Raw genomic sequence first — 24,508 nt, forward strand, 5'->3', positions numbered from 1 at the left:
GCCGGAGCGGCCCCGGGGTGGCGCGGGGGTGGCGCGAAGATGACGGACACTACGCCGTGTGGGTGACGCTCAGGGGCGCGTGACGGTATCTCGTACCGGATCCGACTCCGTATCGACGCGGAACGCGCGTACGCCCTGGCATCCTGGGCGGCGACTCTGCCCCCTCACCCAGGAGCCCCCGGCCAGTGAGCAGCTCCCCGGCCCCGGTCCCGGCCCCGGCCCCCGCACAGCCGTACGGGCGGCCGCCCCTGCGCACCGTCCAGGTCCTCGGCGGCGCCGGCGCGGACAGCAGCGCGCACGTCCGGTCGCTGACCACCGGGCTCGCCGCGCGCGGGGTACGGGTCACCGTGTGCGCGCCCGTCGAAGCGGAAGGGGAGTACGACTTCACCGGCGCCGGCGCGCAGTTCGCGCCCGACGCGGTGAGCGCCATGCGCGCCGTGTGCGCCGGCGCGGACGTGGTGCACGCCCACGGCGTCCGGGCCGCCGCCCGGGCCCTCCTCGCCCTGCGCGGGCGGCGCGTACCGCTCGTCGTCACCTGGGCGGGAGGCGGGCCCGGCGCCGACGGCTCCCTCGGGCGGCTCGGCCGCCTCCTCGAACGGCACGTCGCCCGCGCCGCCGCCGTGGTCCTCGGCAGCTCCTCGGCCCAGGTGGACCTCGCACGTGCCCGCGGGGCCCGGGACGTACGGCTCGCCCGGCACGCCGTGCCGGCCGCACCCGCCGGCGGGCGGGCCGAGGCCGCCGACCCCGGCAAGACCCGGGCGGAGCTCGGCGCGGTCGGGCGGCCCCTCGTCATCGCCGTCGGCAGCCTGGTCCCGCACCGCGGGTACAGCCTCCTGCTCGACGCCGCCCGGGCCTGGCGCGGCCTCGACCCCGCCCCGCTCGTCGTCATCGCCGGAGAAGGGCCCATGCGGGCCGAGCTCACCGGGCGCATCGAGGCCGAAGGCCTGCCCGTCCGGCTGCTCGGACGCCGCCGGGACGCCGCCCGGCTGCTCGCGGCGGCCGACGTGGCGGTACTGCCCAGCCGGTGGGAGGCGCGGTCCCTGCTCGCGCAGGAGGCACTGCGGGCCGGCGTGCCGCTGGTGGCGACGGAGGTCGGCGGCGTACCCGAACTGATCGGCGAGGCCGGGGTACTGGTCCCCTACGGCGACCCGGACGCCCTGTCCGCAGCCGTGGCGGCCCTCCTCGCGGACCCGGCCCGCCGCCGCCACCTGGCCGACGCGGGCCGCGCGCAGGCGGCGACCTGGCCGTCGGAGGACGACACGGTGGCCCAGATCCTGTCCGTCTACGACGAACTCACCCACCGCCGCTGACTCTCCCCCCAGAGCCGACACGGCGGCGCTGCCCCGACCCCGCGCCTCAAACGCCGGCGGGGCTGGACCGGGACCCCCGTGCGCCTCGGCCGTCGGCGTGCTGGGCCGGGCCCCGTTCGCCTCATGCCCGGGGGCGGGTTGGGGGCCTGCGCCACAATCGCCAGCGGCTGGTTCGGGGTCTGTGCCTCAGCTGTCGGCGAGGCTGGGGCGGGGCCCGTGCCTCTGGGGCTGGAGTGGGCCAGTGTCATCGCGATGGCTGGTGAGGAGATGGCCTCCATGCGCGGCACGTGGCGACGACGGGCCGCTGAATCCAGCCCGCGCGGGCTCAGGGGGTCGTGTGGCGGCGGGCTCGGAGGGCCAGGCTCAGGGACAGCACCGTTTCCGGGTCGTCCAGGTCGGTGCCGAGGAGGTCGGCGATGCGGGCCAGCCGGTTGTACAGGGTCTGCCGGTTCAGGTGCAGCTCGCGCGCGGTCTCCGCCTTGCGGCCCGCATGGGCCAGGTACGTCTCCAACGTCGGCAGCAGCGCCGGCCGCGCCACCGCGTCGTGGGCGCGCAGCGCCCCGATCGCCCGCTCGACGAACGCCGCCAGGTCGGGATGTTCCCGGAGCCGCCACAGCAGCAGGTCGATGTCGAGCCGGCGGGCGTCGTACCAGGGCCGGGCCGGCAGGCCGTGGGCGGCGGTGGCGGTTTCGGCCGCATGCCGCAGCCCGGCCGAGGCGGCCGCCCAGCCGCCGGCAACGCCGACGACGACGGCCGCGGGCGCCCCGGCCCGCTCCAGCCCGGCCCGTTCCAGGCCGGCGCGCAGCGCGGCCGCGACCCGGTCGGCGACGGCAGTCCGCTCGGATTCGGCGCGCAGCGACACCAGCAGCGGCACCCTGCCCTCCACGGGCCGCACTCCGAGCAGCACCGGCACGCCGACCGCCGACAGCTCCTCCAGGACGGCCCGGGCCAGCACGGCCCAGTTCCCCGACGGCCCGAGGTCGGCCGACAGCCGCATCACCACCGGCAGCAGCGGCCCGTCGCCGGGCCGGAACCCGAGCACCCGGGCCTGCGCGGGGGCGTCCTCGGCGGAGATGCGGCCCTCCGCGAGGTCGGTCAGGAAGTCGCCGCGGCCGCGTGCCGCGAGCTCTTCCTCCTGCCGGGCCTGCATCATGACCACCGCCAGGACGCCCGCGGTCCGCTCGGCGGCCATCCGGTGCACCGGCAGCAGCGGCGCCGACACCCCGAGCAGGACGAGCCGCGCCCGGACGGAGCCGGTGCCGGGCCCGCCGCCGGGCACGTCGACGACGACGGCGTGGCCCGACGGCTCGGCGGCCCGCTGGCCGCGCAGCCCTTCCCATACCTGGAGCGGGTCGGCCGCGGCCTCGCCCGCCACGGGGCCGGCGCCGTACAGCAGTTGCCCGTCGGGTGTCTCCAGGAACACGGGGTTCGCCGTGAAGTCGGCGAGGATGCGCAGCACTTGCGGGATGCCGCCGCCGCCGAGGAGGGCCTGCGTGCAGCGCCCGTACACCTCCTCGGCCCGCTGGAGGAGCGCATAGTGCCCGTTGACGATCTCGGTGTGGACCTCCTCCGTGACCGCCACGAACGGCACTTCGCGGTGCAGCTGCACCAGCGGCAGCCCGGCTGCCCGCGCCGTGTCGACGAGGGTCGCGGGCAGCCGGGTGAAGCGCGGCCCCAGCTCGACGACCAGGGCTGCGATACCGCGCTCCGCGAGGCGGCGTACGAACGCCCGCTGCTCGGCGGGCCGGGTGCCGAGCCCGAGTCCGGTCGTCAGGAGCAGCTCCCCGCCCTTGAGGAGCGACGCGATGTTGGGGACCTCGCCGGCGTGGACCCAGCGCACGGTGCGGCCCAGGCGGTCGGCGCACGCCACCACCTCCGGCAGCCCGCTGCGCAGTCCGGGGAGCTCGAGGGCCCGCTGAACGGTGATCCCGCCCTGGTTGTCCATGCCGCGGGACGCTACCGGGCGTCCGGCGTCGTTCCAAGGCGGGGCGGCGTCCGCGGGCACGGTCCCCGTCCGGCTACAGGGGGGTGATGTTGTGGTTGAAGCGGAAGACGTTGTCGGGGTCGTACTCCCGTTTCACGGTGCGCAGCCGGTGCAGGTTCTCCGCGCCGACGCCGGCGACGATCCGCTCGGGCCCTTCGTCGCCGGTGAAGTTGAGGTAGACGGCGCCGGTGCTCCAGGGCCGGGCGTCGGCGCGGACGCCCCGCACCCACGCCATGGCCCGTTCGTCGTCGGCGGGGTCCTCCCACACGCCGAAGGGGTGCACGACCCAGGGGGCGTCCCGGTACGGCACCGGCCACTGCCGGGGGCCCGCGGCGATCGCGCCGCCCTGCGGGAACAGCACGTGCTGGCAGTTGGACGGTACGGGCATGGACTCGGCGCGGGAGCAGAAGACGTCCAGCATGTCGTCGGGCGCGCCCGTCAGGTACTCGGCGGACCAGTAGTTCCGCAGGCCGGGCGGGTCGTCGAGCATGCACGCGAACTCCGCGTAGGGCAGCTCGGCGATGAGCTCGGCCTCGTGCGGGACGGCCAGGAGCGGTGCGGCCGCCTTGCGGACGCCCTCCTCGGGTCCGGTGAACGTCAGGAGCGCGCAGGCGAGGAGGGTGCCGGCCAGGTGCGGCGGGACGAAGTCCTCCGGCGGGCCGGTCAGGTAGATGAACCCGCCGCCGAGGTCGTCGGGGCCCTCCTCCACGACGTCCCGGTAGGCGCGGGCCAGCGCGGGCCCGTGCTCGGGCGCCGCCATCACCAGCGCGAAGGAGAAGGCGGGCAGGTCGTGCAGGCGCAGGGTGAGCGCGGTGGCGATGCCGAAGTTGCCGCCGCCGCCGTGGAGGGCCCAGAACAGCTCGGGGTTCTCCTCCGCCGTCGCCTCCACGACGGTGCCGTCGGCGGTGACGAGTTCGGCGCCGAGGAGGTTGTCGACGGCCAGGCCGAACTTGCGGTCGGTCCAGCCGCTGCCGCCGCCGAGGACGTAGCCGCCGACGCCGGTGGTGGAGACGCGTCCTCCGGTCGTGGAGAGCTTGTGCGGCTCGCAGGCCCGGTCGAGGTCGCCCATGACGGCGCCGCCGGCGACGCGGACGGCCCGGGCCGCCGGGTTGACCGCCACGTCGTTCATCAGGCGCAGGTCGATCACGAGGCCGCCGTCGTTCAGGGACATGCCTGCGACGCTGTGGCCGCCGCCGCGCACGGCAATGGGCAGGTCGAGGTCGCGGGCGAAGCGGACGGCGGTGACGACGTCCTCGACGCTCTCGCAGCGGGCGATCACGGCGGGCCGCCGGTCGATCATGGCGTTGAAGATGCGCCGGGCGTCGTCGTAGCCCGGATCGCCGGGGGCGAAGACGTCGCCGGCGAGGTCCTCGCGGAGCGCGGCGAGCGCGTTGCCCGCCTTGGAGAGGGGAGCCATCGCCTACCCCTCCTTCCCGAGCGGTCGAGGGACCCCTCCAGGGTAGGCGGGCCCCACCCGGGCGGCGCGCCGGAAGCGGCGCGCCGCAAGCAGCCCGCCGCCCGGCGGTCCCGGTCAGCCCCCGTACGCGCCGCTCGCGGTCAGCCGCAGCGCGGTGTCGATCAGGGGGACGTGGCTGAACGCCTGCGGGAAGTTGCCCACCTGCCGCTGGAGGCGCGGGTCCCACTCCTCCGCCAGCAGGCCCAGGTCGTTGCGCAGGGCGAGCAGCTTCTCGAAGAGGTGGCGGGCCTCGTCGACCCGGCCGATCATCGCCAGGTCGTCGGCCATCCAGAACGAGCAGGCCAGGAAGGCGCCCTCGTCGCCCTCCAGCCCGTCCACGCCCGCCTCCTCGCCCGCGGTCGGGTAGCGCAGGATGAACCCGTCGGGCGTGGACAGCTCGCGCTGGATCGCCTCGATGGTGCCGATGACCCGCTTGTCGTCCGGCGGCAGGAAGCCCATCTGCGGGATCAGCAGCAGCGAGGCGTCCAGCTCCTTGGACCCGTAGGACTGCGTGAAGGTGTTGCGCTCCTTGTCGTAGCCCTTCTCGCAGACGTCCTGGTGGATCTCGTCGCGCAGCTCGCGCCACCGCTCCAGCGGGCCGTCCGCGTCGCCGCTCTCGATCAGCTTGATCGTCCGGTCCACCGCCACCCAGGCCATCACCTTGGAGTGGACGAAGTGCCGCCGCGGGCCGCGGACCTCCCAGATGCCCTCGTCGGGCTGGTCCCAGTGCTGCTCCAGGTACTTGATCAGCTTCAGCTGGAGCACCGAGGCGTAGTCGTTGCGGGCCAGGCCCGTCATGTGGCCGAGGTGCAGGGCCTCGGTGACCTCGCCGTAGACGTCCAGCTGGAGCTGGTGGGCTGCGCCGTTGCCGACACGGACGGGGCGGGAGCCCTCGTAGCCGGGGAGCCAGTCCAGCTCGGTCTCGCCGAGCTCCCGCTCGCCGGCGATCCCGTACATGATCTGCAGGTTCTCCGGGTCGCCGGCGACGGCCCGCAGCAGCCACTCGCGCCACGCCTGGGCCTCCTCGCGGTAGCCGGTGCGCAGCAGCGAGGAGAGGGTGATGGCGGCGTCGCGCAGCCAGGTGTAGCGGTAGTCCCAGTTCCGCACGCCGCCGATCTCCTCCGGCAGGGAGGTGGTCGGGGCGGCGACGATCCCGCCGGTCGGCCCGTACGTGAGGGCCTTGAGCGTGATCAGGGAGCGGACGACCGCCTCGCGGTAGGGGCCGTGGTACGTGCAGTGGTCGACCCACTCGCGCCAGAACGCGGTGGTCGCCGCCAGCGCGGCCGCCGCGTCGGGGACCTCGGGCGCGGCGCGGTGCGAGGGCGCCCAGCTGATGCAGAAGGCCACCCGGTCGCCGGGGCCGACGGTGAAGTCGGAGTACGTCGTCAGGTCCTTGCCGTAGGTCTGCGCGTCGGTGTCCAGCCACACCGAGTCGGGGCCGGCGACGGCCACGGTGCGCTGGTCCACCTTGTGGACCCAGGGCACGACCCGCCCGTAGCTGAACCGCATGCGCAGCGAGGACCGCATGGGCACCCGCCCGCTGACGCCCTCCACGATGCGGACCAGCTGGGGGGCGTGGTCCTCGCGCGGCGGCATGAAGTCGATCACCCTGACGGTGCCGCGCGGGGTGTCCCACTCGGACTCCAGCACCAGCGAGTCGCCCTGGTAGCGGCGGCGGTCGGCGTACGGGGCCGCGGCTCCGGCCTGGCCGGCCGGGCCGATCCGCCAGAATCCGTGGTCCTCCGTTCCGAGAAGGCTCGCGAAGACGGCGTGGGAGTCGAAGCGGGGAAGGCACAGCCAGTCCACCGATCCGTCCCGGCAGACCAGTGCGGCGGTCTGCGTGTCTCCGATCAGTGCGTAATCCTCGATGCGCCCGGACACGATGCCTCTCCAGTCGAACGGCCACGTCCGCCCCGAAGGGCGCTTGCATTGCGCGGTTGCGCGGTCTTCCGTGTGTGGATCCCCGCACTGAGCTCATGATTCCGGATGCGGCCGGGTTACGCCGTCTGCCGGACTGCTCGGCGGCGATGTGGAGCGATATCCGAGCAGGATATGACGGCAGCCTAGTGATCCCCTGAAGTCTCGGGGGAATGCCGCTCGGCCGAACGGGTGACCGGCGCGGATGCCGCCCGACCGGCTCAGCGGGCGGCCCGTCGCGCAGCGTGGGGCGGCCGTGGCGGGGCGTGCCCGGAGGCGGAGCGCGCCGGGCGCTGATAGGCTGGTACCCCGTGGACCGGTGGTCTGCCTGTGCGAATCAGGCACCCCGAAACCGCAGCTTCGGCGCCCCCTGAGACCTTCCGGTTCGACGGTGGCCGGCGCCGGACGCACCTCACTTCGCGACCACGGGAGCCCCCTCTTGGCGATGCCGCCCAAATCCCTGACGACCAAGCACATCTTCGTCACCGGAGGTGTCGCCTCGTCCCTCGGCAAGGGCCTCACGGCCTCCAGCCTGGGTGCGCTGCTGAAGGCGCGCGGCCTGCGGGTCACCATGCAGAAGCTCGACCCGTACCTGAACGTCGACCCGGGCACCATGAACCCGTTCCAGCACGGCGAGGTGTTCGTCACCAACGACGGCGCCGAGACGGACCTGGACATCGGCCACTACGAGCGCTTCCTCGACGTCGACCTCGACGGCTCGGCCAACGTGACCACGGGACAGGTCTACTCGACGGTCATCGCCAAGGAGCGCCGCGGCGAGTACCTCGGCGACACCGTGCAGGTCATCCCGCACATCACCAACGAGATCAAGCACCGCATCCGGCGGATGGCGACCGAGGACGTCGACGTCGTCATCACCGAGGTCGGCGGCACCGTCGGCGACATCGAGTCCCTGCCGTTCCTGGAGACCGTCCGCCAGGTCCGCCACGAGGTCGGCCGCGACAACGTCTTCGTCGTGCACATCTCGCTGCTCCCCTACATCGGCCCCTCCGGCGAGCTGAAGACCAAGCCGACCCAGCACTCGGTCGCGGCCCTGCGCAACATCGGCATCCAGCCCGACGCGATCGTGCTGCGCGCCGACCGGGACGTGCCGACCTCCATCAAGCGCAAGATCTCGCTGATGTGCGACGTGGACGAGGCCGCCGTGGTCGCCGCCATCGACGCCAAGTCGATCTACGACATCCCGAAGGTCCTGCACACCGAGGGCCTCGACGCGTACGTCGTCCGCAAGCTCGACCTGCCGTTCCGCGACGTGGACTGGACGGTCTGGGAGGACCTCCTCGACCGGGTCCACAACCCCGACCACGAGGTCAAGGTCGCGCTCGTCGGCAAGTACATCGACCTGCCCGACGCCTACCTGTCGGTCACCGAGGCGCTGCGCGCCGGCGGATTCGCCAACCGGGCCCGCGTCCAGATCAAGTGGGTCACCTCCGACGACTGCAAGACCCCGGCCGGCGCGGCCGCCCAGCTGGCGGACGTGGACGCGGTCTGCGTCCCCGGCGGCTTCGGCGACCGCGGCGTGAACGGCAAGGTCGGCGCGATCACCTACGCCCGCGAGAACAAGATCCCGCTGCTCGGCCTGTGCCTGGGCCTGCAGTGCGTCGTCATCGAGGCGGCCCGGAACCTGGGCGGCATCGATGAGGCCAACTCCACCGAGTTCGACCCCTCGACCCCGCACCCGGTCATCTCGACCATGGAGGAGCAGCTGGCCTTCGTCGAGGGCGCCGGCGACCTCGGCGGCACCATGCGCCTGGGCATGTACCCGGCGAAGCTTGCCGAGGGCTCGATCGTCCGCGAGGTCTACGGCGACCAGGCGTACGTCGACGAGCGCCACCGCCACCGCTACGAGGTGAACAACGCCTACCGCGGCGAGCTGGAGAAGACCGGCCTCGTCTTCTCCGGCACCTCCCCGGACAACAAGCTCGTCGAGTACGTCGAGTACCCGCGCGAGGTGCACCCCTACCTGGTGGCCACCCAGGCCCACCCGGAGCTGCGCTCCCGCCCGACGCGCCCGCACCCGCTCTTCGCCGGCCTGGTCAAGGCCGCGGTGGAGCGCAAGACCGGCAAGTGACGGCCTGAGCGAGGGCATACGGTAGACAGCCGGGGCACGGACGTCCGTGCCCCGGCTGTCACATGTGCGGAGGGTTTCGGGGAATGATCATCAAGGACACGGCCGAGTCGTGGGAGACGCTGTCGAGCCGGCGCCCCTTCCAGGGGAAGAAGACGGCGGTCGTCACCGACGAGGTCCGCATGCCCGACGGCTCCGCCGCCACCCGCGACTACCAGGCCCACCCCGGCTCCGTGTGCGTCCTCGCCTACGACGAGCAGGGGCGCGTCCTGGTGCTGAGGCAGTACCGCCACCCCGTGCGGCACCGGCTGTGGGAGCTCCCGGCCGGCCTGCTCGACGTGCCCGGCGAGAACCCGCTGCACGCCGCGCAGCGCGAGCTGTACGAGGAGGCGCACGTCAAGGCCGAGGACTGGCGCGTGCTCGTCGACTTCTTCGCCTCGCCCGGCGGCTCCGACGAGGCGGTCCGGGTCTTCCTCGCGCGCGGCCTCGCCGACGCGGAGGGCGACCGCTTCGAGGCGTCGGAGGAGGAGGCCGACATGGAGGTGGCCCGGGTACCGCTCGCCGACCTCGTACGCGGCGTCCTCGCCGGAGACCTCGGCAACCCGGGCCTGGCCAACGGCGTCCTGGCCCTCCAGGCGGCCCTCGCAGCCGAGGGCGGCCCGGACTCGCTGCGCCCGGCGCAGGCCCCCTGGCCGGCCCGCCCGTACGAGGCCTGAGGCCGCCCGCCCGCGGGGGCGGGCCCCCGAACGGCGGTGCGGTGTGACCATCCGCTGATCCGATCGGGGGATGTGCCCGCCCCGCCCGCCACGGGTCGTCGCTCTGCGTGAACTACGCTCGCACCCCGAAGGCAGGGAGAGGAGCGGATCCGTGGCGGATTTCGTCGGGCGGCGGCGCGAGCTGAAGGAGCTGCGCGAGGACATCGCGCGCACGGGCCTCGACACCCTCTCCGGCCGCAAGGCCAAGTCCCCCCGGGCCCGGCTCCTGCTCATCGCCGGCCGACCCGGGTCCGGGCGCACCGCCCTCGCCGAGGCCCTCGTCCGGCAGGTCGCCGCCGACTACCCGGACGGCGTACTGCGCGTCCGGCTGACCGCCCCCGGCGGCGAGGGCACCACCACCGAGCGGGCCCTGCGGACCCTGCTGGAGGGCCTCGGCGAGGCCACCCCGCCGGGCGCCTCCGAGGACGAGCTCAGCTCCGTCCTGCGCGCCGCCGTCGCCGGCAAGCGCGTGATCCTGCTCGTCGACGACGCCGCCGACCCCTACCAGGTCGACGCCCTGCTCCCCGACACCCCCGAGTGCCTGGTCGTGCTGACCGCAGAGGGCCCGCTCACCGGAATCCCGGACGTCCGCCCCTGCACCCTGGGCGGGCTGGAGCCCCCGGCCGCCGTCGAGATGCTCGCCCGCCTCATCGGCACCACCCGCATCGCCGCCGACCCGCGGGCCGCCGAGGACCTCGCCGAGGTGTGCGGGGGGCTGCCCGCCGTCCTCGCCATGGTCGGCGGGTGGCTCGCCGCCCGTCCCAAGGCCGCCGTCTCCGACACCGCCAAGCAGCTCCACGACATGCCGGCGGGCAGCTCCGGTCCCCTCGGGCGGGCCTTCCGGCTCGTCTACGAGTCCCTCCCGCAGCCGGCCCAGCGGACCCTCCGGCTGCTGCCGCTCGCGCCCGCCGGGATCGTCGACTCGCACACCGCCTCCGCCCTGGCCGGCTGCTCCGTGGCCGCCGCCCAGGCACTCCTGGAGGACTTCGCCGGCCTCGGCCTGCTCCGGCACGCCCCCGACGGCCTGTTCCGGCTGCCCGGCTGCCTCGCCCCGCTGCTGCGCAGCCTGCTGGAGGCCAAGGAGCGGCCCGCCGAGGTCCAGCTCGCCCGCGCCCGGATGCTGGAGCGCACCGTCCGCCTGCTGCACTCCTGCGGCGCCATGGCCGGCCCCGAGGACGCGGAGGGCGTACGCGAGCAGCTGGACGGGCTGCCACGCGCCCTGCGCTTCGCCGACCGGCGGGCCGCCGCGACCTGGCTGGAGAGCAGGCTGCCCGCCCTGTCGGCCTCCGCGGTCCTCGCCGTCGCCGACGGGGGCCTGGACACCCTGGCCCGCCGGCTCGTCGCGGGCCTGGTCCGGGCCCTGGCCGAGCACCGGGGCACCGCGGCCGCCGCCCCCGAGCTGTACGGGCTGCACCGGCTGGTCCTCGACGTCGCCGAGCGGCGCAGCCTGTACCGGGAGCAGGCCGCCGCCCTGCTGAACATCGCCGACCTCGACGCCGAGACGGGCCGGACCCGGGAGGCCCTGGAGCGCTACCGGGCCGCGCTGGACGCCGGACGCGCCGCGAACGACCCGTACGCGACGGGCCGCGCGATGGAATCCGTAGGCGGCGCCTACCAGGAGCTCTCCGACTGGCAGCGGGCCGCCGACTGGTTCGGCCGCGCCCTGGCCCAGGCACTGGCCCGCGGGGAGCGGGCGGACGAGGCCCGGCTGTACGGGCGGCTCGGCAACGCGCACACCCATGCAGGCCGGTACGGGGACGCGCTGCGCGCCTGGCGGGCGGCCGCCGCCGGCTACCGGAAGCTGGGCGATGTCCCCGGCCAGGCAAAGGCGTTGAGCGAGATGGCCCGCATCCAGGAGTACGCCGGACGGCCCGAGGAATCGCTGCACACCTGCCGGGAGGCGGTCGAGCTCGCACGCCGTGCCGGGGACCTGCGGCTGCAGGCCGCGCTCCAGGTCAGGCTGGCCGACACCCTCGACCGGCTGGGTGATCCCGCGGCGGCCCGGCTGCACCGCTCGGCGGCCGACAGACTGCTGGGAGATGACCCCGCGGCCTGCGAAATCCGCAGTGGTAACGACTGAGATTATTGGTTTGCAAGGCTAGACAGCGCCTCATCCTTCATTAGACTGGCTCCACCACGTCATCTCGTGGTGCATCCCGTTGCGCGCCTTGTGGACGGGTATGTATGGAAGTGCCCCGAAAATCCCCTGAGCCAAGGACCGTGATCGACGATGAAGGTCGGCATCCCCCGCGAGGTCAAGAACAACGAGTTCCGGGTCGCCATCACGCCTGCCGGCGTGCATGAGCTGGTCCGCAACGGCCACCAGGTCTTCATCGAGCAGAACGCCGGTGTCGGCTCCTCGATCTCGGACGCCGAGTACGTCGCCGCGGGCGCGGAGATCCTCCCCACCGCCGACGAGGTCTGGGCGACCGCCGACCTGCTGCTGAAGGTCAAGGAGCCCATCGCGGAGGAGTACCACCGCCTCCGCAAGGACCAGACGCTCTTCACCTACCTGCACCTGGCGGCCTCCCGCGAGTGCACGGACGCCCTGCTGGAGTCCGGCACCACCGCCATCGCGTACGAGACGGTCGAGCTCGCCAACCGCGCGCTGCCCCTCCTCGCCCCGATGTCCGAGGTCGCGGGCCGCCTCGCCCCGCAGGTCGGCGCCTACCACCTGATGCGCTCGGCCGGCGGCCGCGGCGTGCTCCCGGGCGGCGTCCCCGGCACCCACGCCGGCGAGTGCGTCGTCATCGGCGGCGGCGTCTCCGGCTGGAACGCGGTCCAGATCGCCATCGGCATGGGCTTCCACGTGACCCTGCTCGACCGGGACATCAACAAGCTCCGCGAGGCCGACAAGATCTTCGGCACCAAGGTCAAGACGATCGTCTCCAACGCCTACGAGCTGGAGAAGGCCGTCGTCGAGGCCGACCTCGTGATCGGCGCCGTGCTGATCCCGGGTGCGAAGGCCCCCAAGCTGGTCACCAACGAGCTCGTCGCCAAGATGAAGCCCGGAAGTGTACTTGTCGACATTGCGATCGACCAGGGCGGCTGCTTCGAGGACTCCCGTCCGACCACGCACGCCGAGCCGACCTTCCAGGTCCACAACTCGGTCTTCTACTGCGTCGCCAACATGCCGGGCGCCGTCCCGAACACCTCCACCTACGCCCTCACCAACGCCACGCTGCCCTACATCGTGCAGCTCGCGAACCTGGGCTGGGCCGAGGCGCTGCGCCGCGACCCGGCGCTCGCGCTGGGCCTCAACACCCATGAGGGCAAGGTCGTTTACGGCCCGGTCGCCGAGGCCCACGGCCTCGAGTCCGTGGAGATCGGCACGCTGCTCGGCTGAGCCGTACGACCCGTCAACGACTGACGTCAATCTCACGTCCCCGGCCGGACCTTGCGCGCAAGGTCCGGCCGGGCGCGTTTGCCGCGGGCGGGCCGGCCGGGCCCAACTCGCCTCAAAGGTAGCCCTTTAACCCTTTCGCACACCTGCGAAACTTCACAGTGACAGGTCCGACGCCCTTGACAGAGCGGTGTTCGGTTGCCGACACATCGTTGCCGGTCCGGTGGATTGTGTTGCCGCTGGGCGGTGACACGCCATAGAGTCGCCAACCGTCGGCATGGTGCCACGCTGACCTATCGATAAGTGTCCTGGTCACGTCCGAGGAGGTAAGACGACTTGTGAATGAGTCGACATTTACTCCTGGGGGTGGTCGCGCAGGGACGCCCGAGCGGGGCCAGGGTCCGGCCGGGCTCGAAGCGGTCGGCTCCGTCGCAGTCCGCACGTTCGCAAACCACCAGCACATGACGACGCCCCAAAAGAGCATGGACGGCCTAGACGTGAACTCCACGGCCGGCGACCACAGCGGCGATGCGCCCATTGGTTTCGCCGACTACGACCAGGTGCCCGAGGGGCACTTCTACGACCCCGACGCGGAATACGAGCCCGACCCCGAGTACGCGGCCACCCTCGCGCCCGACGCTGCCCGCCAGCGCCGCGAGCGGATCGGCCCGACCGGACGTCCGCTGCCGTACTTCCCGATCCCGGGTCCGCTGACCGACCACGGTCCGGCGAAGATCATCGCGATGTGCAACCAGAAGGGCGGCGTCGGCAAGACCACGTCGACCATCAACCTGGGCGCCGCACTCGCCGAGTACGGGCGGCGGGTCCTCCTCGTCGACTTCGACCCGCAGGGCGCGCTGTCCGTGGGCCTCGGCGTGAACCCGATGGAACTCGACCTGACGGTCTACAACCTGCTCATGGAGCGGGGCATGTCGGCCGACGAGGTGCTCCTGAAGACGGCGGTCCCCAACATGGACCTCCTGCCGAGCAACATCGACCTCTCCGCCGCCGAGGTGCAGCTGGTCAGCGAGGTCGCGCGCGAGTCGACGCTCCAGCGGGCGCTGAAGCCGCTGATGAACGACTACGACTACATCGTCATCGACTGCCAGCCCTCGCTCGGCCTGCTGACGGTCAACGCCCTGACGGCGGCCCACAAGGTCATCGTCCCGCTGGAGTGCGAGTTCTTCGCACTGCGCGGCGTGGCCCTGCTGACCGAGACCATCGAGAAGGTGCAGGAGCGGCTCAACCCGGAGCTGGAGCTCGACGGCATCCTCGCCACGATGTACGACTCCCGCACGGTGCACAGCCGCGAGGTGCTGGCGCGCGTCGTCGAGGCGTTCGACGACCACGTCTACCACACGGTCATCGGCCGCACCGTGCGCTTCCCGGAGACCACGGTCGCCGGCGAGCCGATCACCACGTACGCCTCGAACTCCGTCGGTGCCGCCGCCTACCGCCAACTGGCCAGGGAGGTGCTCGCCCGGTGTCACGCCGAGTGAGTCTGCCCGGAGCCGACGAACTGTTCCGTACGACCGGGGGGATGGCACTGCAGTCGTCCTCGCCGAAGCGGGGCGGCGAGGAAGCCGCGGCGGCCCTGCCCGACCACTCGGCGGTGGCGGCGGAGGGCACGGCGGGTGAGGGCCGGGGCCGGGAGGCAGCGGCCGGCACGGAGCGCACGGACCCCGTGGTGGGAGCCCCGCGGCAGCCGCAGGAAGGTTCTGTCACCGCGGCCGCCGCCCCCGCGGGGGCCACCCGCCGCGGGAAGGGCGCCGGCCGCGGGTCGGGCCGCCGGCCGAGCGGGCGCGAGCGCCACGACGAGAAGATCACGGTCTACGTCTCCGCCGAGGAGCTCATGGACCTGGAGCACGCCCGCCTGGTGCTCCGCGGCGAGCACGGCCTCGCGGTGGACCGCGGCCGCATCGTCCGCGAGGCGGTGGCGGTCGTCCTGGCGGACCTGGAGTCCCGCGGCGACGCCAGCATCCTGGTCCGCCGCCTCCGCGGCCGCTGACTCCCCGGCCCCACGCTCCCTGCGGCCGACGCCCGGCTGCCCGGCCCCCTGCGGCCAGTCGGCCACGGCCCCCGACCCCCCGCCCCCCGGCCCGCGCCGGCGCGACCGCCGGCGGGCGCCGCCTGTCGGCCCTGCCCGCGGCGGGCCGCGAGCCCCTGAAGAGCCACCCCCTGCGGGGCGCGGGTCTCCGGGGGCCGCGCGGGCCGGGTTCGTGGGAGCCTTGGGGCGGGCCGATCGGGCCCGCCCCCCCGTACCTCCCTGGACTGCAATGCCCTCTCCCGCCGAAGCCGGCCGCCCACCCCGCCGGACCCTCGGGCGCGGCCCCGGCGCATCCCCGGCCCCCGAAGCGACGGAGCCGGCACCGGCGGAGCCGCAGGAGGCGCTCTCCGGGCCCGCGGCCCCCGGCCCGGCCCCCGACGCCCCGGCGGCCCCGACTGCCCCTCACGGCCCCCCGGAGGCGGCACCGCGCGCCGTGCCGGGGCCGGAGGCCGGCGCCCCTGCCGAGGGGGCCGAAGGGGGCCACGGGCGGTTCACGTTGCGGCTCGACAACTTCGAGGGGCCCTTCGACCTGCTGCTGCAGCTCATCTCCCGGCACAAGCTCGACGTCACGGAGGTCGCGCTGTCCAGGGTCACCGACGAGTTCATGGCGCACATCCGGGCCATGGGGCCCGACGGGGACCTCGACCAGACCACCGAGTTCCTCGTCGTCGCCGCGACGCTCCTCGACCTCAAGGCCGCCCGCCTCCTGCCCGCCGCCGACGTGGAGGACGAGGCCGACCTCGCCCTCCTGGAGGCTCGCGACCTGCTCTTCGCGCGGCTGCTCCAGTACCGCGCCTACAAGCGCATCGCCGACATCCTCGCGGAGCGGGCCGAGTCCGAAGGCCTCCGCCACCCGCGCACCGTCGGCCTGGAGGACCACCACGCGGCGCTCCTGCCGGAGGTCGTCCTCGGCATCGGCGCCGAGGGGTTCGCCCGCCTCGCCGCCAGGGCCATGCAGCCCAGGGCGCAGCCGCAGGTCTACGTGGACCACATCCACGCCCCCCTGGTCAGCGTCCGGGAGCAGGCCGCCGTCCTCGTGGCCGTCCTCCGGGAGCGGGGCGCGGCCACCTTCGACGACCTCACCCGGGACACGGACGACACCCTCACGGTCGTCGCCCGGTTCCTGGCGCTGCTGGAGCTCTACCGCGAGAAGGCGGTCGCCCTGGAGCAGGAGGAGGCCCTGCGCACGCTGACCGTGCGCTGGACGGGCGGCGGGGCCGGCGCGATGCCCGCCGTGACCGACGAGTTCGACCGGATCGCCGAAGCCGCGGAATGAAGGAGTGGGACACCATGGACCAGCCACCCGCCGACGACGCCCTGCCGGGCGGGGAGGGCGCGTACGACACGGGCGACGCCGTGGCCGGGCTGCCGCTGAAGCCCGCGCTGGAGGCCGTCCTCATGGTCGTGGACGAGCCCGCCGCCGAGGCCCACCTTGCGAAGGTCCTCGACCGCACCCCGCGCGAGATCGCCGCCGCCCTGCGCGAGCTCGCCGACGAGTACGCCGTCCAGCAGCGCGGCTTCGAGCTGCGGCTCGTCGCCGGCGGCTGGCGCTTCTACACGCGCCCCCGCTACGCGGCCGCCGTCGAGCGCTTCGTCCTGGACGGCCGGCAGGCCCGCCTCACCCAGGCGGCCCTGGAGACCCTCGCCGTGGTCGCCTACCGCCAGCCGGTCAGCCGCTCCCGCGTCTCCGCGGTGCGCGGGGTGAACTGCGACGGGGTCATGCGCACGCTCCTCCAGCGCGGTCTGGTCGCCGAGGCGGGCACGGAACCCGAAACAGGTGCGATCCTGTACAGGACGACGAACTACTTTCTGGAGCGGATGGGCCTTCGCGGCCTGGACGAGCTCCCGGAGCTGGCGCCCTTCCTCCCCGAGGCGGAGGCGATCGAGGCCGAGACGCAGGAAGGCGTTCCGTCGTTCGATCCGGACGCACCGGACACCGAAGAAGACGACAAGACGACGGAACTTTGATGCGAAGCAGCGGCAACGGCAACGGCGGCAACCGGAACACGGGCGGCGGCGGCAGCCGCAGGGACGGAGACGGACGCGGGCGCGGCAACCCCCGCGGCGCCGGCAGCGCGCGCGACGAGCGGGCGGGCGGCGCGCCGCAGCGCCCGCGCCGCCCGCGCCCGGAGGAGCGCCGCTACGACGTCGGCCCCGACGCCGAGCGCACCCGCGGCTCCCGCGGCGCGGACGCCCGCGGCGGCGCCAAGGGCAGCCCTAAGAAGCCCGGCCGGCCCCAGAGCGGCGGGCGCGGCGGCCAGGGCGGCGGCGCGCGGCGCGGCGAGGCGGGCTTCGGCAGCCCGTCGCGGCCGCGCGAGTTCGACGCCCGGATCGAGGAGCGCGTACGCGACCGGTACGCGGACAAGCCGGTCATCCGCACCCCGAAGACCTTCCCGGGCGCAGAGCAGGAGGGCGAGCGGCTGCAGAAGGTGCTCGCGAGGGCCGGCATGGGCTCGCGCCGGGCGTGCGAGGAGCTGATCGAGCAGGCGCGCGTCGAGGTCAACGGCGAGATCGTCACCGAGCAGGGCAAGCGCGTCCTGCCCAAGGACGAGATCAAGGTCGACGGCCTGACCGTGGCGACCCAGTCGTACCTGTTCTTCGCGCTGAACAAGCCGGTCGGCGTCGTCTCCACCATGGAGGACCCGGACGGCCGCCAGTGCCTGGGCGACTACGTCACCAACCGCGAGACCCGCCTCTTCCACGTCGGCCGGCTCGACACCGAGACCGAGGGCGTCATCCTGCTCACCAACCACGGCGAGCTGGCCCACCGCCTGACGCACCCCAAGTACGGGGTGAAGAAGACCTACGTCGCCGCCATCACCGGCCCGCTGCCCCGCGACATCGGCAAGCGGCTCAAGGACGGCATCGAGCTGGAGGACGGCTGGGCGCGCGCGGACCACTTCCGCGTGATCGACCAGGTCGGCAAGAACTACCTGGTGGAGGTCACCCTCCACGAGGGCCGCAAGCACATCGTCCGCCGGATGCTCGCCGAGGCCGGCTTCCCGGTCGAGAAGCTCGTCCGCACCGCCTTCGGGCCCATCGAGCTGGGCGACCAGAAGTCCGGCTGGCTGCGCCGCCTGACCAACACCGAGGTCGGCATGCTGATGCGCGAGGTCGGCCTGTAGGACGGCCGCGGCCGGCCCGCTCCGCCTCCGCACGCAAAGCCCGCAGTGCCCCACACGGCACTGCGGGCTTTCTGCTTGCCCGGCACACCCCGCCCTGTTTATAGTCAAAATGACTCTTAAGAGAATGAGGGGAGGCGGTGCCGCCATGGCGGACTACGACCCGCGCGGCTTCGCGCCGTTCGCGGTCACGGTCGACCTCGCCGTCTTCACCGTCCGCGCCGGCGCGCTCCACGTCCTGCTGATCCGGCGCGGCCAGGACCCGTACGCAGGCGCCTGGGCGCTGCCCGGCGGCTTCGTCCTGCCCCGCGAGTCCGCGGAGCAGGCGGCCCGCCGCGAACTCGCCGAGGAGACCGGGCTGCCCGAGCCGGTCGTCGCCGCGCTCCACCTGGAGCAGCTGCGCACGTACAGCGAACCGGACCGCGACCCCCGGATGCGGGTGGTGTCGGTGGCCTTCACCGCGCTCGTCCCCGACATGCCCGAGCCGGCCCCGGAAGGCGGCGGCGACGCGGACCGCGCCCGGTGGACGGCGGTCGGGGAGGCCGGCCCGCTCGCCTTCGACCACGCGGCGATCCTCGCGGACGCCCGCTCCCGGATCGGCGCCAAGCTGGAGTACACCTGCCTGGCCACCGCCTTCTGCCCGCCCGAGTTCACCCTCGGCGAGCTCCGGGCCGTCTACGAGACGGTCTGGGGCACGGCCCTGGACCGGCCCAACTTCCGCCGCAAGGTGCTCGCCACCCCCGGCTTCGTCGAAGCGGTGCCCGGCGCCGCCCGGCTCACCGGAGGCCGCGGCAAACCGGCCGCGCTCTACCGGGCCGGCCCCGCCACCGCCCTGCACCCCCCGCTGCTCCGCCCCACGCCCACGCCCCCGGAAGGAACCCCGAAGACATGACGACGACGGCGACGAAGCGCGCGGCGGCCGGATCCCTGTTCGGCCTGGCCCTCGGCGACGCCCTGGGCTTCCCCACCGAGTTCAACGACGTCCCGGCGATCCTCGCGAAGACCGGTCCCTGGCGGCAGATGCGGCTGCCCCGCCCGGCGATCGTCACGGACGACACCCAGATGACCCTCGCGCTCGCCCGCGGCATGCGCACCGCGGCCGACCGCGGCCCGCTGACCCCGGAGGGCCTCGCCGGACCCGTCCGCGAGGAGTTCACGGCCTGGTACCGGTCCCCGGAGAACAACCGCGCCCCCGGCAACACCTGCCTGCGGGCGTGCAGCCTCCTCACCGACCCCGCGCGGGACTGGCGCGACGCCAGCCAGACCGGCTCCAAGGGCTGCGGCGCGAACATGCGCGTGGCCCCCGTCGGCCTCGTCCCCGGCTGGACGGAGGAGGAGCGGGCCGGCGCCGCCCAGCTCCAGTCGGCCCTCACCCACGGCCACCCCACCGCCCTCGCCGCCTCGGACCTGACGGCCCGCGCGGTGTGGCTGCTCGCCAACGGGGCCGAGGTCACCGGCCTGGTCGGGCTGCTGCGCTCGTACGCCCTGGACAACCGCACCCGCTACCACGGGCGCTGGCTCGGCGACCTCTGGATGCGGACGGCCTGCGACGCGAGCCCGCAGTCCTTCATCGCCCGCGGCTGGGACGACTGCCTGGCCGCCCTGGACCGGCTGGCGGCCGCCCTGAGGTCCCCGTCCCCGGAGACGGACCCCTGCCTGACCACCGGCGAGGGCTGGATCGCGGAGGAAGCCCTCGCCACGGCCCTCCAGTGCTTCCTGCTCTTCCCGGACGAACCCCTGACGGCCCTGCGCCGCGCCGCCTGCACCTCCGGCGACTCCGACTCCCTGGCCTGCCTGGCCGGCGCCTTCGCAGGCGCCCACCTGGGCGCGGCGGCCTGGCCGGACGACTGGACGACCCGCATCGAATACCGCGAGGAGCTCGACGCCTTCGCCGCCCTCTGGAACGCCTGAGCGCTACGCCGACGCGGCGCTCGTACGGCGGGCACGGTGGAGGAAGGACTCCACCGCCGCCGCGTCCGGGGCGGCCGGGAGGGGCGAGCGGGCGAGGGCCGCGTCCGACTCGTCCGACAGGCGGGAGGCCCAGGCGTCGATCTCCGCCCAGGACAGCTCGCCCCGCTTCACCGCCAGCAGGCGGTCGCGGTACGGGGTCGCGTCGATGTCCAGGCGGCCCGTGCGGAGCATGTCGCGGCAGGACAGCAGCAGCCGCAGCAGGTGCATCGCCTGCTTCCAGCGCGGCGCGCCGTGCAGCCGTACGCCGGCCAGGAGCCTGCCGTGCTGGGCCTTCGCGTAGCGGGTGAACGAGGCGTGCACCCGCCGGGAGAGGAACGCCCCGCGCAGGGCGAGGAGTTCCTCCCCCACCGGGGTCAGCCGCTCGACCAGCGGCGAGTGCAGGCACTCCAGGATGTTCGGGTTGCTGCGCAGCGCGAGTTCGCAGAAGCGCTCCAGCTCCCAGGAGAACTCCTCCTCCCGGGGGCCCTCCACGTGCGTCGGCGGCTTCTCGAAGCGCCAGAACAGCGCGGTCGGGGCCAGGTAGACGCCCCGCCGGTCGGTGTCGCTCGACCCGATCGCCAGGCCGAACGCCCGCGAGCCCATGACGCACGCGTAGACCGTGTGGTCGCGCACCAGGGCGTGCCGGCCGGACGCTGCGGTCGCGCCCGACGGAGTGGTCTGTCCGGTCATCCCCGGAGGGTAGGCGCGGAGGCGGGCCCCGGTCGACGGGATTTGCGCCGCCCCGCCCCGTCACCCCGCTACGCCAGGGACACCTGGCCGCCCGAGACCGTGATCCCCGCCTCCGGGAGGGGGCGGGTCGCCGGGCCCTTCACGACCGCGCCGTCGGCGATGGCGAACCGGCTGCCGTGGCAGGGGCAGTCGATGGTGCCGGCGGCCACCTTGTTCACCAGGCAGCCCTGGTGCGTGCACACCGCCGAGAAGCACTTGAACGTCCCCGCCGTCGGCTGGGTCACCACCAGCTTCCGGTCCTTCAGCACCGTTCCGCCGCCCACCGGCACCTCCGACGTCTTCAGCAGCGCCGTCCCGGCGCTCTCGCTCGGGGCCGCAGCCTGCGGGCCGGACGTGCCGGGGGTCGCGCTCTCCGGGATCGGCGAGGGCTCCTCCTCCCCGCCGCAGCCGGCCACCGCGCCGCCTGCCAGGGCGGCGGCCCCCGCCGCCAGGACGGTGCGTCGGGCGGTGGGCAGGGGATCGCTCATGGGGCTCCTCCTCGTCTGGGCCGGGACCGGCGAAGAGCATCCTTGCGCGCGCCGGGCCCCGGGCGGTGCTCCGCCGCGCCGCCCGTCAGGCACCCGGCTCCCACGGGGCCAGTTCCGGTGCGGCACCCGGCCGGAGGACGACCTCCCAGACGCGGACCACCGCCGCCCGCTCCAGCGGCCCGTGCACGTGCGGGTAGCGGCCGCCCGATTCACCCTCCCGGCGGACCTCCGAGGTCAGCGCCCGCTCGTCGAGTTCAACGGCCAGCACCGGGCCCTCCGCCTCCCGGTAGTACCGGTCGGCGATCTCCAGGGCGGTGGGGCGGTCGGCCGAGCAGTGCACGAAGCCCTCCGCGTCCAGCGAGGCAGGGGCGTACGGGAGCTCGGGCGCGGCGGACCAGTCGGCGAGCGGGACGATGTGGAAGATCATGCCGACGTTCTACCCCGGCCGCGCCGCCCCGCCGCGGACCGGCCCCGAGTGGCAGGCCCCCTCCATCGGCGGTGCCATGGTCCGGAAGGGCCCCCTCGGGGCCCGGCAGCCCGCGCCGGGCCCGCCCCCTTGCCGGGCCGCCGGACCCCGGGCACCCCCGCGCTGGCTACCCTGGCCCGGAGTGATCCGCCGCCACACCACGCAACCCTGGAGCGCCCCGTGAGAACCGCCGTCGTCATCGGAACCGGCCTGATCGGAACCTCGGCGGCCCTCGCCCTCGCCGCCCGCGGGGTCCGCGTCCACCTCGCCGACCACGACCCCGACACGGCCCGCACGGCCGCCTCCCTCGGCGCCGGCACCGACGAGCCGCCCGCGGGGAAGGTCGACCTCGCGATCGTCGCCGTACCGCCCGCCCACGTCGCGGCGACCCTCGCCGACGCCATCGGGCGCGGCGTGGCCCGCGCGTACGTGGACGTCGCCAGCGTCAAGGGCGGCCCGCGCCGGGAGCTCGCCGCGCTCGGCGCGGACACCACCGCCTACATCGGCACCCACCCCATGGCCGGCAAGGAGCGGTCCGGTCCGCTCGCCGCCACCGCCGACCTCTTCGAGGGCCGCCCCTGGGTGCTCACCCCCACCCGGGAGACCGACCACGAGGTGCTCAACCTCGCCCTGGAGCTCGTCGCGCTCTGCAACGCCGTCCCGGTCGTCATGGACGCCGACGCCCACGACCGGGCGGTCGCGCTCGTCTCGCACACCCCGCAGCTCGTGTCGAGCATGGTCGCCGCCCGCCTGGAGGAGGCCGACGAGACCGCCGTGCGGCTCTGCGGCCAGGGCATCCGCGACGTCACCCGCATCGCCGCCTCCGACCCGCGCATGTGGGTGGAGATCCTCTCCGCCAACCCCGGCCCCGTCGCCGAGGTCCTCGCCGGCATCGCCGCCGACCTCCGGGCCACCGTCGACGCCCTGCACGCCCTGGAGTCCGCCGACGTGGACGAGCGGCGCGGTGGCGCCGGCGGCATCGAGGACGTGCTGCGCCGGGGCAACGCGGGCCGCGAGCGGGTCCCCGGCAAGCACGGAGCCGCCCCGATGGCGTACGAGACCGTCGCCGTCCTGATCAGCGACCAGCCGGGCGAGCTCGCCCGGATCTTCGCCGACGCCGGCCGGGCCGGAGTCAACATCGAGGACGTGCGGATCGAGCACGCCACCGGCCAGCAGGCGGGCCTCGTCCAGCTCATGGTCGACCCGAGCGCCGCCGCCGCCCTCACCGCGGAGCTGCGCGACCGCGGCTGGGCCCTGCGCCGCCCGTGACCGCCGCCCGCCGCCGGGGCCGCAGCCGCCCCGGCGGCCCCCGCGGCGGCTTCCGGGCAGCGCCCGCTCCGGGGCCCGGTAACCTTGGAGAGGGGCGCTTTCGCACGCCCTGACACGCACGCGCAACCAGGAAGGTGCCCGCACCGTGGAAACCGCAGCTCCGTCCGCCGTGATCGTCGCCATCGACGGTCCCTCCGGCACGGGCAAGTCCAGCACCTCCAAGGCCGTGGCCGCCAAGCTCGGGCTGCGCTACCTGGACACCGGTGCCCAGTACCGGGCCATCACCTGGTGGATGATCACCAACGGGATCGACACCGACGACGCGGACGCCGTCGCCCTGGCCGCCGGCAAGCCGGCGATCGTCTCCGGGACCGACCCGGCCGGCCCGACGATCACCGTCGACGGCGTGGACGCCTCCGGCCCGATCCGCACCCGCGAGGTCACCTCCAAGGTCAGCGCGGTCAGCGCCGTCCCCGAGGTCCGCGCGCTGATCACCGACCTCCAGCGGAGCATCGCCGCCGGGGCCGAGGGCGGCATCGTCGTCGAGGGCCGCGACATCGGCACCACCGTCCTGCCCGACGCCGACCTGAAGGTCTTCCTCACCGCCTCGCCCGAGGCCCGCGCCGCCCGCCGCAGCGGCGAGCTCCGCGGCAAGGAGGCCGCCGACGTCGCGGCCACCAAGGAAGCCCTCATCAAGCGGGACGCCGCCGACTCCGGCCGCAAGACGTCGCCGCTGGCGAAGGCCGCCGACGCCGTCGAGGTGGACACCACCGAGCTGACCCTGGAGCAGGTCATCGAGTGCGTGGTGACCCTGGTCGAGGAGAAGAGGGCGGGCCGCAAGTGACCCGGACGCCCTCCCCGAAGGGTGCGGCGGTCGGCCGGCGGATCGGCATCGGGCTCATGTACGGGCTGTGGAAGCCGCGCGTACTGGGGGCCTGGCGCGTGCCCGCCTCCGGTCCCGTCATCCTCGCCGTGAACCACGCCCACAACATCGACGGGCCCATGGTCATGGGCACCGCGCCGCGCCCGCTGCACTTCCTCGTCAAGAAGGAGGCGTACGTCGGCCCGCTCGGGACCTTCCTGGAGGGCATCGGCCAGGTCCCCGTCGACCGCCGGGGCACCGACCGCACCGCCGTCACCAAGGCCCTCGCCGTGCTCGACAACGGCGGCGCGCTCGGCATCTTCCCCGAGGGCACCCGCGGCGAGGGCGACTTCGCGTCGCTGCGCGCCGGGCTCGCGTACTTCGCCGTCCGCAGCGGGGCGCCGGTCGTCCCGGTGGCCGTCCTCGGCAGCACCGACCGCCCCGGCCGGCTGATACGCGGCCTGCCCCCGTTCAAGAGCCGCGTCGACATCGTCTTCGGCTCCCCCTTCGACGCGGGCGACGGCACCGGCCGCCGCACCCGCACCGCCCTGGACGAGGCCACCGTGCGCATCCAGAGCAGACTCACGGCCCACCTCGCGGACGCCAGGCGCCTGACCGGGCGCTGAGCGCCGGGCGCCCCGGCCGGCGCTGAGCGAGACTTGACCCAGTAGTGGCGCCCGGCGCGGAACCCCGCGCGGCCGCCACCGACCACCACGAACGA

The 24,508-nt window shown here is 74.4% G+C and carries 21 protein-coding genes; 15 read left to right on the forward strand and 6 right to left on the reverse strand.

Going from position 1 to position 24,508, the window contains the following annotated elements:
* Window positions 1–185: 185 nt before the first annotated feature.
* Entirely contained in the window at window positions 186–1,310 is a 1,125-nt protein-coding gene (locus MUK52_RS24490) for a glycosyltransferase family 4 protein (RefSeq protein ID WP_284580038.1), read from the forward strand.
* A 325-nt stretch (window positions 1,311–1,635) separates the two neighbouring features.
* On the opposite strand, the gene MUK52_RS24495 is transcribed toward MUK52_RS24490, so the two are convergent.
* The 3 genes from MUK52_RS24495 to MUK52_RS24505 form a co-directional block, all read right to left on the reverse strand.
* A complete protein-coding gene (locus MUK52_RS24495) occupies window positions 1,636–3,255 on the reverse strand; it encodes a PucR family transcriptional regulator (RefSeq protein ID WP_114056976.1) in 1,620 nt (539 codons plus the stop codon).
* A 73-nt stretch (window positions 3,256–3,328) separates the two neighbouring features.
* Complete coding sequence (locus MUK52_RS24500; RefSeq protein ID WP_284580041.1) at window positions 3,329–4,711, reverse strand: FAD-binding oxidoreductase; 1,383 nt, start codon at window positions 4,709–4,711, stop codon at window positions 3,329–3,331.
* Window positions 4,712–4,825: 114 nt separating this feature from the next.
* Window positions 4,826–6,631, reverse strand: coding sequence for a glycoside hydrolase family 15 protein (locus MUK52_RS24505; protein ID WP_114056974.1), 1,806 nt, complete (start codon window positions 6,629–6,631; stop codon window positions 4,826–4,828).
* Between the two features lie 481 nt (window positions 6,632–7,112).
* Here MUK52_RS24505 and pyrG point away from each other — a divergent pair, with 481 nt between their 5' ends.
* From pyrG to MUK52_RS24560, 11 genes are all read left to right on the forward strand, one after another.
* A complete protein-coding gene (pyrG, locus tag MUK52_RS24510) occupies window positions 7,113–8,759 on the forward strand; it encodes a CTP synthase (protein WP_284580043.1) in 1,647 nt (548 codons plus the stop codon).
* Window positions 8,760–8,842: 83 nt separating this feature from the next.
* Window positions 8,843–9,472: an NUDIX domain-containing protein gene (locus tag MUK52_RS24515; RefSeq protein ID WP_114056972.1), complete on the forward strand. Its 630-nt coding sequence runs from the start codon at window positions 8,843–8,845 to the stop codon at window positions 9,470–9,472.
* Between the two features lie 70 nt (window positions 9,473–9,542).
* On the forward strand, window positions 9,543–11,591 hold the full coding sequence (locus tag MUK52_RS24520) for a tetratricopeptide repeat protein (protein ID WP_284580047.1): 2,049 nt from the start codon (window positions 9,543–9,545) through the stop codon (window positions 11,589–11,591).
* A 150-nt stretch (window positions 11,592–11,741) separates the two neighbouring features.
* Window positions 11,742–12,857, forward strand: a complete 1,116-nt coding sequence (ald, locus tag MUK52_RS24525; RefSeq protein ID WP_284580049.1) for an alanine dehydrogenase — start codon at window positions 11,742–11,744, stop codon at window positions 12,855–12,857.
* Between the two features lie 335 nt (window positions 12,858–13,192).
* Entirely contained in the window at window positions 13,193–14,353 is a 1,161-nt protein-coding gene (locus MUK52_RS24530; RefSeq protein ID WP_114056969.1) for a ParA family protein, read from the forward strand.
* Window positions 14,338–14,862 carry a hypothetical protein gene (locus MUK52_RS24535; protein WP_174250438.1) on the forward strand — a complete coding sequence of 175 codons (525 nt, stop codon included), beginning with the start codon at window positions 14,338–14,340 and terminating at the stop codon, window positions 14,860–14,862. Before MUK52_RS24530 ends, MUK52_RS24535 begins: the two co-directional genes overlap by 16 nt.
* A 268-nt stretch (window positions 14,863–15,130) precedes the next feature.
* Window positions 15,131–16,177: a segregation and condensation protein A gene (locus MUK52_RS24540; protein WP_284580056.1), complete on the forward strand. Its 1,047-nt coding sequence runs from the start codon at window positions 15,131–15,133 to the stop codon at window positions 16,175–16,177.
* A gap of 122 nt (window positions 16,178–16,299) precedes the next feature.
* The gene (gene scpB / locus MUK52_RS24545; protein WP_246042862.1) at window positions 16,300–16,869 is read left to right on the forward strand and encodes an SMC-Scp complex subunit ScpB; all 570 of its coding nucleotides are present in this window, start codon (window positions 16,300–16,302) and stop codon (window positions 16,867–16,869) included.
* Window positions 16,869–18,026 (forward strand): pseudouridine synthase, encoded by a 1,158-nt coding sequence (locus MUK52_RS24550; RefSeq protein ID WP_284580058.1) that lies wholly within the window; start codon window positions 16,869–16,871, stop codon window positions 18,024–18,026. The genes scpB and MUK52_RS24550 overlap by 1 nt, the downstream gene beginning before the upstream one ends.
* A gap of 145 nt (window positions 18,027–18,171) precedes the next feature.
* Window positions 18,172–18,915 (forward strand): NUDIX hydrolase, encoded by a 744-nt coding sequence (locus MUK52_RS24555; protein WP_284580061.1) that lies wholly within the window; start codon window positions 18,172–18,174, stop codon window positions 18,913–18,915.
* On the forward strand, window positions 18,912–19,934 hold the full coding sequence (locus MUK52_RS24560; RefSeq protein WP_114056964.1) for an ADP-ribosylglycohydrolase family protein: 1,023 nt from the start codon (window positions 18,912–18,914) through the stop codon (window positions 19,932–19,934). The genes MUK52_RS24555 and MUK52_RS24560 overlap by 4 nt, the downstream gene beginning before the upstream one ends.
* A gap of 3 nt (window positions 19,935–19,937) precedes the next feature.
* Here the strand turns inward: MUK52_RS24560 and MUK52_RS24565 are convergent, their stop codons facing one another.
* The 3 genes from MUK52_RS24565 to MUK52_RS24575 form a co-directional block, all read right to left on the reverse strand.
* Entirely contained in the window at window positions 19,938–20,663 is a 726-nt protein-coding gene (locus MUK52_RS24565; protein ID WP_284580064.1) for a nucleotidyltransferase domain-containing protein, read from the reverse strand.
* 68 nt (window positions 20,664–20,731) lie between these two features.
* Complete coding sequence (locus MUK52_RS24570) at window positions 20,732–21,190, reverse strand: Rieske (2Fe-2S) protein (protein ID WP_114056962.1); 459 nt, start codon at window positions 21,188–21,190, stop codon at window positions 20,732–20,734.
* Window positions 21,191–21,275: 85 nt separating this feature from the next.
* Window positions 21,276–21,617 (reverse strand): DUF952 domain-containing protein, encoded by a 342-nt coding sequence (locus MUK52_RS24575; RefSeq protein WP_114056961.1) that lies wholly within the window; start codon window positions 21,615–21,617, stop codon window positions 21,276–21,278.
* A 219-nt stretch (window positions 21,618–21,836) separates the two neighbouring features.
* On the opposite strand from MUK52_RS24575, the gene MUK52_RS24580 reads away from it, so the two are divergent.
* The 3 genes from MUK52_RS24580 to MUK52_RS24590 all read left to right on the forward strand — a co-directional run bounded on the left by MUK52_RS24580 (window position 21,837) and on the right by MUK52_RS24590 (window position 24,413).
* Window positions 21,837–22,925 carry a prephenate dehydrogenase gene (locus MUK52_RS24580; protein WP_114056960.1) on the forward strand — a complete coding sequence of 363 codons (1,089 nt, stop codon included), beginning with the start codon at window positions 21,837–21,839 and terminating at the stop codon, window positions 22,923–22,925.
* Between the two features lie 145 nt (window positions 22,926–23,070).
* Window positions 23,071–23,769 (forward strand): (d)CMP kinase, encoded by a 699-nt coding sequence (gene cmk, locus MUK52_RS24585; RefSeq protein WP_284580068.1) that lies wholly within the window; start codon window positions 23,071–23,073, stop codon window positions 23,767–23,769.
* Window positions 23,766–24,413: a lysophospholipid acyltransferase family protein gene (locus MUK52_RS24590; protein ID WP_114056958.1), complete on the forward strand. Its 648-nt coding sequence runs from the start codon at window positions 23,766–23,768 to the stop codon at window positions 24,411–24,413. The genes cmk and MUK52_RS24590 overlap by 4 nt, the downstream gene beginning before the upstream one ends.
* Window positions 24,414–24,508: the final 95 nt, after the last annotated feature.

It is taken from the genome of Streptomyces sp. 2P-4, assembly GCF_030167965.1.
In the GTDB taxonomy this organism is placed as follows: Bacteria; Actinomycetota; Actinomycetes; order Streptomycetales; family Streptomycetaceae; genus Streptomyces; species Streptomyces globosus_A.

Bases quoted from the DNA above. Each gene is read 5' to 3' on its own strand.
- MUK52_RS24540 (WP_284580056.1), top strand. From the start codon at position 15,131: ATGCCCTCTCCCGCCGAAGCCGGCCGCCCACCCCGCCGGACCCTCGGG.
- MUK52_RS24565 (WP_284580064.1), bottom strand. From the start codon at position 20,663: ATGACCGGACAGACCACTCCGTCGGGCGCGACCGCAGCGTCCGGCCGG.
- MUK52_RS24570 (WP_114056962.1), bottom strand. From the start codon at position 21,190: ATGAGCGATCCCCTGCCCACCGCCCGACGCACCGTCCTGGCGGCGGGG.
- ald (WP_284580049.1), top strand. From the start codon at position 11,742: ATGAAGGTCGGCATCCCCCGCGAGGTCAAGAACAACGAGTTCCGGGTC.
- pyrG (WP_284580043.1), top strand. From the start codon at position 7,113: ATGCCGCCCAAATCCCTGACGACCAAGCACATCTTCGTCACCGGAGGT.
- MUK52_RS24495 (WP_114056976.1), bottom strand. From the start codon at position 3,255: ATGGACAACCAGGGCGGGATCACCGTTCAGCGGGCCCTCGAGCTCCCC.
- MUK52_RS24520 (WP_284580047.1), top strand. From the start codon at position 9,543: ATGTGCCCGCCCCGCCCGCCACGGGTCGTCGCTCTGCGTGAACTACGC.
- MUK52_RS24550 (WP_284580058.1), top strand. From the start codon at position 16,869: ATGCGAAGCAGCGGCAACGGCAACGGCGGCAACCGGAACACGGGCGGC.
- MUK52_RS24515 (WP_114056972.1), top strand. From the start codon at position 8,843: ATGATCATCAAGGACACGGCCGAGTCGTGGGAGACGCTGTCGAGCCGG.
- MUK52_RS24500 (WP_284580041.1), bottom strand. From the start codon at position 4,711: ATGGCTCCCCTCTCCAAGGCGGGCAACGCGCTCGCCGCGCTCCGCGAG.
- MUK52_RS24560 (WP_114056964.1), top strand. From the start codon at position 18,912: ATGACGACGACGGCGACGAAGCGCGCGGCGGCCGGATCCCTGTTCGGC.
- scpB (WP_246042862.1), top strand. From the start codon at position 16,300: ATGGTCGTGGACGAGCCCGCCGCCGAGGCCCACCTTGCGAAGGTCCTC.
- MUK52_RS24555 (WP_284580061.1), top strand. From the start codon at position 18,172: ATGGCGGACTACGACCCGCGCGGCTTCGCGCCGTTCGCGGTCACGGTC.
- MUK52_RS24575 (WP_114056961.1), bottom strand. From the start codon at position 21,617: ATGATCTTCCACATCGTCCCGCTCGCCGACTGGTCCGCCGCGCCCGAG.